Raw genomic sequence first — 8,410 nt, forward strand, 5'->3', positions numbered from 1 at the left:
GATCTGGGTCTAGACAAGTGAATAAGTTGTAAGTATCACTGATAGTTATATTTATAAATAAAGTAAATAAACTTCAATGATGTTTTCTTTGCTGCCTATAATGCCTTCATCCAAGATAAGTTGGCTTGATGTCAATATGCTCAACAACAAAGGTGAAATATGAATTTCGAATACTCGCAGAAGGTACTAGATCTGACTCAGGAAGTGGCAAGTTTTCTGGAAAAATATTTGTACCCAATTGAGCAAGAGATAAAAGAGACTATCGAAAATGCCGAAGATAGGTGGCAGATTCCTCAGCAAATTGAAGACTTAAAAGCGCTCGCAAAAGAGCAGGGCTTATGGAATTTGTTTTTGCCTGATAGTGATTATGGCTACGGTTTAAGCAACCTGGAATATGCGCCTCTGGCTGAAGTCATGGGGCGGACACGTTTTGCCAGTGAAATATTTAATTGCAGCGCCCCCGACACAGGCAATATGGAAGTACTCGTTCGTTATGGTACTGAAGCGCAAAAAGAAAAATGGCTACAACCTTTGCTTGAAGGCGAGATTCGCTCTGCTTTTGCCATGACTGAGCCCGATGTAGCCTCCTCTGATGCAACAAATATTCAGACTCTTATTACGCGTGACGGCGAAGACTACGTCATTAATGGTCGTAAATGGTATATCTCGGGTGCGTGTGATCCGCGTTGCGAAATACTCATCGTGATGGGCAAAACAGACCCGGACAACGAAAATCGTCACCTACAACAATCAATGATACTCGTACCGATGAACACGCCGGGTGTCACCGTCGTTCGACCGATGCAAGTATTCGGTAATGACGATGCGCCAGAAGGTCACGCAGAAATTTTATTCGAAAATGTGCGTGTACCTGCCGAGAATATACTGCTAGGTGAGGGGCGTGGATTTGAAATTGCTCAAGGGCGTTTAGGCCCCGGTAGAATTCACCACTGCATGCGTTTAATCGGAGCCGCACAGCGTGCACTTGAGTTAATGTGTGTCAGAGCTGAAGAACGTGTCGTATTTGGTAAGCCACTGAGCAAGCAGGGTTCGGTGCGTGAAGACATTGCCAAGTCCTACTGCGAGATCGAACAAGCGCGCTTGCTTACCTTAAAAGCGGCTGCAAAAATGGACTCACACGGCAACAAAGGGGCAAAAGACCTGATCGCCATGATCAAGATCGTTGCGCCACAAATGGCCTGTACGGTAATTGATCGAGCGATTCAGATACATGGCGCAGCAGGTTTAAGCCAAGACTTCTTCTTATCTGATGCATATCAAATGGCACGTATTATTCGTCTAGCGGATGGGCCAGATCAGGTTCATATGATGCAGCTTGGTCGTGGTGTCTCAGCAGGGTATTCTGCAATGCAAATGATGAAGATGCGTAAGGCTTAGGAGAAGGTATGTCGGATATAAAAACAAATGTTGATGAGCTCGATGTTGTTAAGCTAGCTGCTTACCTTGCAGACAATATCGAAGGCTTTTCTGGGCCGATTAAAGCAACAAAATTTGAGGGGGGGCAGTCAAACCCGACTTTCAAGCTGTCTTCTCCTTCGGGGGACTTTGTTCTAAGAAGGCAGCCTCCAGGCAAACTGCTCAAATCTGCTCATGCAGTCGACAGAGAGTTTCGAGTCTATCAAGCGCTAGCAGATTCTGACGTACCGGTGCCTCGCATGTATCACCTATGTGAAGACCGGGAAATTATCGGCTCCATGTTCTACGTAATGGAGTATTGCGCAGGCAGTATCTTCTGGGATGCCGCCTTGCCAGAACTAGCGTCAAATGAAATGCGAAGCGCCGCATACGAGCAAATGGGCGATGTACTAGCTGCGATTCATAGTGTCGATTTAGACAGTGCAGGATTGAGTGATTATGGCAAGCCAGGGAACTATTTTGAGCGCCAACTATCTCGCTGGAGTCAGCAATATAAAGCATCTGAAATTAAGCCGATTCCAGCAATGGATCAATTGATCGCATGGTTAGAAGAAAATCTGCCCGAAGATGACGGCCGTGTTTCCTTAGTTCACGGTGACTATCGCCTCGACAATATGATGTTTTCAAGTGCCGCTTTGCAGTCTGGTGAAGTTAGTATTTTGGCCGTATTAGATTGGGAGTTGTCTACATTGGGTCATCCTTTTGCAGACTTGGCATACCAATGTATGCAGTTGCGTATGCCTGCTAGCGGCGGGCAAAAGAAGCCGGGTCAAATGAGTGGGTTAGCAGGTATTGATCGCACAAGCCTAGGTATTCCAACTGAAAAAGAATATGTTGCACGATATTGCAAACGTATGGGAATCGACAAGATTGATCACTGGGCATTCTATCTAGCCTTTAGCTTCTTCCGTTTAGCCGCGATCGCACAAGGCGTCGCGAAACGAGCATTAGACGGAAACGCTTCCAGTAAACAGGCCGGTAAAGTCGGAGCTTATGTGCCACTTCTGGCAATGGGCGCGTTGGCCGTGATTAAAGAAGAAAGCTAATGTAGGCAGAGCCTTACATGGCTCGCTAGCGGACTAGCACGGGGTTGACCCCTCTGCCTACAAATAGATTTTCCAAAATTAGGAAATATAAATGAAAGCAATCGTATGTGAAGAGTTTGGTCCTATAGATACCTTGGTATTTAAAGACGTCGAAGCGCCTGAGCCGGCTAAAGGCGAAGTTCGTATTAACGTTAAAGCGACAGGCGTTAACTTCCCTGATGGCCTTTTAGTGCAAGGCTTGTATCAAGTTCAACCTGAGCGCCCCTTTATACCCGGTATGGAATTTTGTGGCGAGGTGGAATCGCTTGGCGAAGGGGTTAAGCACTTGAAGGTTGGCCAGCGACTAATCTGTAGCAGCCAAAAATATGGAGGCTTTGCTGAGCAGGCGGTTGTTAATTCAAAGTTAGTCATGCCTATTCCCGATGAGATGAATGATATTGATGCCGCCAATATCATGTGTGCTCATGGCACGGCTCATCATGCCTTAAAGCAACGCGCTCGATTGAAGTCAGGTGAAACGCTAGTCGTGCTGGGTGCAGCAGGCGGAACAGGCTTAGCTGCCGTGCAAATCGGCAAGGCGATGGGGGCCAAGGTTATTGCAGTGTGTTCCTCTCAAGATAAGCTAGAAATCGCCAAGGAACAAGGTGCCGATGAGCTGGTTAACTATAAGGAACAAGATCTCAAGCAAGCGCTAAAAGATCTGACAAAAGGCAAGGGCGTAGATGTCGTTTACGATCCGGTTGGTGGCGAGGCATTTGATGCTTGCACAAGAGCGATGGCTCGCAATGGTCGTTTGCTTGTCATCGGCTTTGCATCAGGCACCATTCCCAAGCTACCAGTTAATCTCGCCTTGGTGAAAGAATACAGTGTGATAGGTGTATTTTGGGGCAGCTTCGTCATGCATGAACCTATGGTCTTCCTGCAAAATATGCAGGAGCTTTTTGCCTGGCATAAAGATGGCAAAGTATCGGTTGTCACCGATGAAGTCTTTACTTTAGCAAACACAAAAGAGGCATTAGCCAAAGTCTTTAACCGAGAGGTTAAAGGTAAGGTTGTTGTGGTAGCGGAGTAATATGGTTAATCAAAGGGGTCAGACTCGATTGATTCCACCACAGAGCACACCGAGCGGCCTGCGGCCTCCACAGAGAAGGTATTAGAACTTAGGTTGAGTGTTTATCTTTTCTCTGTGACGCGAAGCGCTCTGTATTCTCGGTGGTTTAAGTGCTTAGTGTTTAAATATTTTCTAGAACTAATAGGTAAAAACATGGCTACAAATTTATTTGATCTAACAGGAAAAGTTGCACTGGTAACGGGCGCAAGTCGTGGTATCGGTGAAGCGATTGCGAAGCTATTAGCAGAGCAGGGCGCACACGTTATTGTTTCAAGCCGCAAGGTAGATGACTGCCAGTTGGTTGCCGATGCGATTACTGAGGCGGGTGGTTCCGCTGAAGCCTTAGCATGCCATGTCGGTGATATGGGGCAGATTGAATCATGCTTTGCTCATATCGAAAGCAAGCACGGCAAGCTCGATATTCTAGTTAACAATGCAGCAGCCAACCCATACTTTGGCCATATTCTTGATACAGACCTAGCGGCCTATGATAAAACTGTTGATGTAAATATCCGTGGTTACTTTTTTATGTCAGTCGCTGCAGGCAAATTGATGAAGAAAAATGGCGGTGGTGCCATCGTCAATACTGCTTCAGTTAATGGCTTACAGCCCGGCATGATGCAGGGGATTTATTCTATTACCAAAGCGGCGGTTATCAATATGACTAAAGCCTTCGCGAAGGAATGTGCACCGCTGGGTATCCGTTGTAATGCTATTTTGCCTGGCCTGACTAAAACCAAGTTTGCCGGGGCGTTATTTGCTAATGAGAAAATGCACAAAGCCGCAATGCAGATGATTCCTATGCATCGTCATGCAGAGCCAGAAGAAATGGCAGGTACGGTACTTTACCTCGTATCTGATGCAAGCTCCTACACCAACGGCGAGTGTATTGTCGTTGATGGTGGACTAACGATCTAAATTAAAAAATGTAATCACCGAGATCACAGAGCAGCCTGAGGCCTACACCGAGAAAATATTTGTATAATAATATGTACTTTTTTTTGTCTTCTCTGTGAAGCAAAGCGCTCGGTGTTATCTGTGGTGAATTCATTTTTTAGTTTTAGTAATACCTATTAATTCAGAGATAAACTATGGATAACCTACTAGATTTTTCAGAAAAGGTAGCATTGATTACCGGCGCTGCCAGTGGCTTTGGTAAAAGCCTAGCCGAAGAGTTAGCCAAGCGCGGAGCGAACTTAGTGCTAGCTGACTTCAACGAAGAAGGCTTAACACTGACAAAGCAGGATTGTGAAACCCTAGGCAGTAAGGTTATTGCCTTAACGGGTGATATAGCTGAAGAAGCGCATTCTGAAGAACTCGTAAAGGCTGCGGTTGATAATTTTGGCAAGCTTGATATTGCTGTTAACAATGCTGGTATCGCTCCTAAACTGGGCCCATTGGTTCACCTGGACGGCCCAACGCTTTCTCGTCAGTTAGATGTTAATACTAAAGGTGTCGCGTTTGGCCTGAAGCATCAGTTAAGAGTCATGGCTGCTCAAAAAGAGGGTGCGATTCTGAATGTAAGTTCCATGGCAGGTTTAGGTGGAACGCCGATGGGAAGCTCCTATGGCGCTGCCAAGCACGCTGTAATAGGTCTAACTAAAACGGCCGCAGTTGAATGTGGGCCTATTAATGTTCGAGTTAATGCGATTTGCCCCTTCTTTACGTCAACGCCGATGGTTGATAATCCAACGATGAATCCGAATGATAATATCGAAGAGGTCAACAAGAACCTTGCGCGCGGCTGTCCGATGAAGCGTATCGCACGAGTTGAAGAAATTGTGAATGTCATGGTCATGATACTGTCACCAGCGAATAGTTATATGAACGGTATTGCTATACCGGTTGACGGCGGCATGTCAGCCATGTAATTTCAAAGGGGTCAGACTCGATTGAATTTCAATCGAGTCTGACCCCTTTGAAAATAAGCTATAAAAATAATAGGAAGAGGTCATGAGTACAAAGCGCGAATTCGATGTGATCATATGGGGAGCAAGTGGTTTTACAGGCCGCTTAGTTGCCGAATACTATCTAAATACCTACGGCCTCGATGGCGAACTAAAATGGGCAATGGCTGGACGCAACCAAACCAAGCTTGAAGAAGTTCGAAAAGGCTTAGGTAACGATAACATTCCTCTTATTCTTGCCGATAGCCACGATACGGCTAGCCTGAATGAACTGGCAAAACGTACTAAAGTCGTCTGCACAACGGTCGGTCCTTACGCTAAATATGGAAACGAATTAGTCGCCGCATGTGTCGAGAACGGCACTGACTATTGTGACCTGGCCGGCGAGACGCAATGGATTCGTCGCATGATCGACAAGCACCACAAAGCGGCAAAAGAAGCCGGTTGCCGGATTGTCCATTGTTGTGGTTTTGACTCGATTCCTTCCGACATGGGTGTGTACTTTCTTCAGCGTGAAGCAAAACATCACTATGGCGAATATTGCTACCATATCAAGATGCGCTTAAAAGCTGCAAAAGGGGCGATGAGTGGCGGTACCTTTGCCAGCATGAATAATGTGATGCTCGAAGCGAGTAAAGACCCTGAAGTTAAGAAGGTGATCTTCAACCCTTATGGTTTGAACCCTCAGGGGGAAATGTCGGGCCCTGATAAGCCAGATATGCAAAGCGTTAAATACGACTCTGACCTAAAAGCTTGGATCATGCCTTTCATCATGGCGGCAATAAATACGCGTGTTGTTCGACGCTCTCATGCTTTGAAGTCTTACCCGTATGGAAAAGACTTCCTTTATGATGAAGCGATGATGAGCGGCAAAGGCTTTACTGGAAGAGCCAAAGGTTATGCTGGCTTATTGACCTTAGGCTTGATGATGGCAGGTAAGCCGGGGTCTTGGTATAAAAATACAATTAATCGCTTTTTCCCTGAACCTGGTGAAGGGCCAAATAAAGCAGAGCGTGAAGCTGGCTTCTTCACCTTTAGTGTAATTGGCCGTATGAATGACCGAACATTGGTTGCCAAGGTTACAGGTGACCGAGACCCAGGTTATGGTTCTACTTCTAAAATGCTTGGTGAAAGTGCAGCCTGTTTAGCCTTGGATAAGAAACACTTGCCGAAGATGTGCGGAGTGTTGACACCCTCAACAGCAATGGGTGATGCCTTATTGCATAGGCTAGAAGAAAAGGCTGGTCTAGGCTTCTCAATCGAGCCCTAAGGTTATTGAGTTCAGGGTAAGTCGGGTTTTAACCCGACGATGCAGTTAATCAATGTTATAAGCTAAAGATGGGTTGGAGATAAACTCATTTTCATTGCCCTGATACTCAGCCACAATCGCATTACGTGAGACTTCCTCCGGGCTTGGTGGATCATTCTCATGCCATAGTTTTAATAAAGACATATGAGTACGCAAGGGTAGGTCATAGTTAGCCTTCATATAAAACAGAATTCTGGCAATATCCCCTTTGAGCTCGTTAGGTGGGTCAATAATGTGTAACTTCTTTCGAATGCCGCAATTATTGGCCTCAATCGTTTCTTCTAAGTTGCCGAACTTTGCGCCTTTTCTTTTAAACTCAAAGTAAGAGTCAGCCGGAACAACATTATGCAAATCAGAGATTATTTCCATATAGCGATCGTCTGAACGAAGGCACTGGCGTTTAGTTCCGCATTGAAGGTGGTCACGTACTTGAGCGCTTGGGTAAATATGGCTGACCGCGAGAAGCGGTGTTTTCTTTGAGAAAGACTTTTTGCAGAAAAAGGTCTGCCCGCCATTTTTATAAATGGCGCCCCAAAATTTATCCTTAATCACTGATTTGTAATCAGCTGCCGCTATTGAACTTAATAGCAAGCAGCTGATAGCGATAACTATCGCGCTACATATTTGTTTGTTGCGTTTTAAGCGCATTCAGGTTTACCTCGGTGAAGCTATTGGTAGTAAAAGAAGACTGCTTAACAACTTATATGATTCTTATAATTGACGTTAGCATAAAAAGTGAGCGCTGCCCCCTTATAAGTGAGCTAAAAATGTTAGATTCTGAAAAACATTGTAAAAACAGCGATCGGAAAGAGGCTTTAATGTTTATTTGTGATAAAGAGTGTGCGCTAAAGAACTTATAATGCTTTGTTGTGCTTTTGTTATTTTTTATTTTCAAAAGCTTATCTATGGAAATTAAAGCATCTTCGTAAATGAGTTTTCGAATGTGAGAATTTTGTAGGCGGCCCGTCCCGGGGCGCAGGTCGTTCCTCGGAGTGTCAGATAGCCTGGTGGTTCCGTTCGCGCGGACAGAGGCCCCGCCTACCTTTGGCTTTATCCCTTAGCAATTGCCAAGGTAATATCAGTCAACACGTCCCAAGGGGAAATGCCCTTTTCGACACCTTTGATCAGGTCATCGACTTTCTTACACTGATCTAAAAGGCCCAATAGCTTTTGAGGGCTGTGCTTTTGTGCGGCGGCAGACAGACCTGCCTGGCGTTTTTGAATGATACGATGTTGTTTGAATAATGCCGGCAATGGCTGACCTTTGCTCAGGGCATGAGACAAATTCAGTAGTAAGCGAATCTCTTTACTTAAAGCCCACAAGACAAAGGTGACTTCTACGCCTTCAAGGCGAAGGTGGGAGATGATTTTTGCGCTTTGCTTGGCCTTTCCGGTCAAACAGGCGTCGGTAAGGTTAAAGACATCGTAGCGAGAAGCATCTGAAACACTTTCCAACACATCTTCAGTAGAAATTTCGACACTGCTGTCAGGGTGAAGAAGCTTAAGCTTCTCAAGCTCCTGTTGTGCAGCGAGTAAGTTGCCTTCTAATCTATCAGACAAAAGTGAAACGGCGTCACGAGCTAAGTTCAAGCCCATTTTA

Annotated in this window: 8 protein-coding genes; 6 read left to right on the forward strand and 2 right to left on the reverse strand. The window is 45.5% G+C overall.

Features of this window, described 5'->3' with window-relative positions:
- Positions 1-159: 159 nt before the first annotated feature.
- From A3756_RS13530 to A3756_RS13555, 6 genes are all read left to right on the forward strand, one after another.
- Complete coding sequence (locus A3756_RS13530; RefSeq protein WP_068506712.1) at positions 160-1,398, forward strand: acyl-CoA dehydrogenase family protein; 1,239 nt, start codon at positions 160-162, stop codon at positions 1,396-1,398.
- An 8-nt stretch (positions 1,399-1,406) separates the two neighbouring features.
- Positions 1,407-2,483, forward strand: coding sequence for a phosphotransferase family protein (locus tag A3756_RS13535; RefSeq protein ID WP_068506709.1), 1,077 nt, complete (start codon positions 1,407-1,409; stop codon positions 2,481-2,483).
- A gap of 91 nt (positions 2,484-2,574) precedes the next feature.
- Positions 2,575-3,555 (forward strand): NADPH:quinone oxidoreductase family protein, encoded by a 981-nt coding sequence (locus A3756_RS13540; RefSeq protein ID WP_068506707.1) that lies wholly within the window; start codon positions 2,575-2,577, stop codon positions 3,553-3,555.
- A 192-nt stretch (positions 3,556-3,747) separates the two neighbouring features.
- Entirely contained in the window at positions 3,748-4,512 is a 765-nt protein-coding gene (locus tag A3756_RS13545; RefSeq protein ID WP_068506705.1) for an SDR family oxidoreductase, read from the forward strand.
- 173 nt (positions 4,513-4,685) lie between these two features.
- A complete protein-coding gene (locus A3756_RS13550) occupies positions 4,686-5,465 on the forward strand; it encodes an SDR family NAD(P)-dependent oxidoreductase (RefSeq protein WP_068553685.1) in 780 nt (259 codons plus the stop codon).
- An 82-nt stretch (positions 5,466-5,547) separates the two neighbouring features.
- Positions 5,548-6,771, forward strand: coding sequence for a trans-acting enoyl reductase family protein (locus A3756_RS13555; protein ID WP_068506700.1), 1,224 nt, complete (start codon positions 5,548-5,550; stop codon positions 6,769-6,771).
- A 45-nt stretch (positions 6,772-6,816) separates the two neighbouring features.
- On the opposite strand, the gene A3756_RS13560 is transcribed toward A3756_RS13555, so the two are convergent.
- Together A3756_RS13560 and holA are read right to left on the reverse strand one after the other, a co-directional pair.
- On the reverse strand, positions 6,817-7,458 hold the full coding sequence (locus A3756_RS13560) for an endonuclease (RefSeq protein ID WP_082865261.1): 642 nt from the start codon (positions 7,456-7,458) through the stop codon (positions 6,817-6,819).
- Between the two features lie 402 nt (positions 7,459-7,860).
- Positions 7,861-8,410 (reverse strand): DNA polymerase III subunit delta (gene holA / locus A3756_RS13570; protein WP_156490464.1); only part of this gene is annotated, 550 nt, incomplete at its 5' end.

Source organism: Oleiphilus sp. HI0086 (assembly GCF_001635225.1).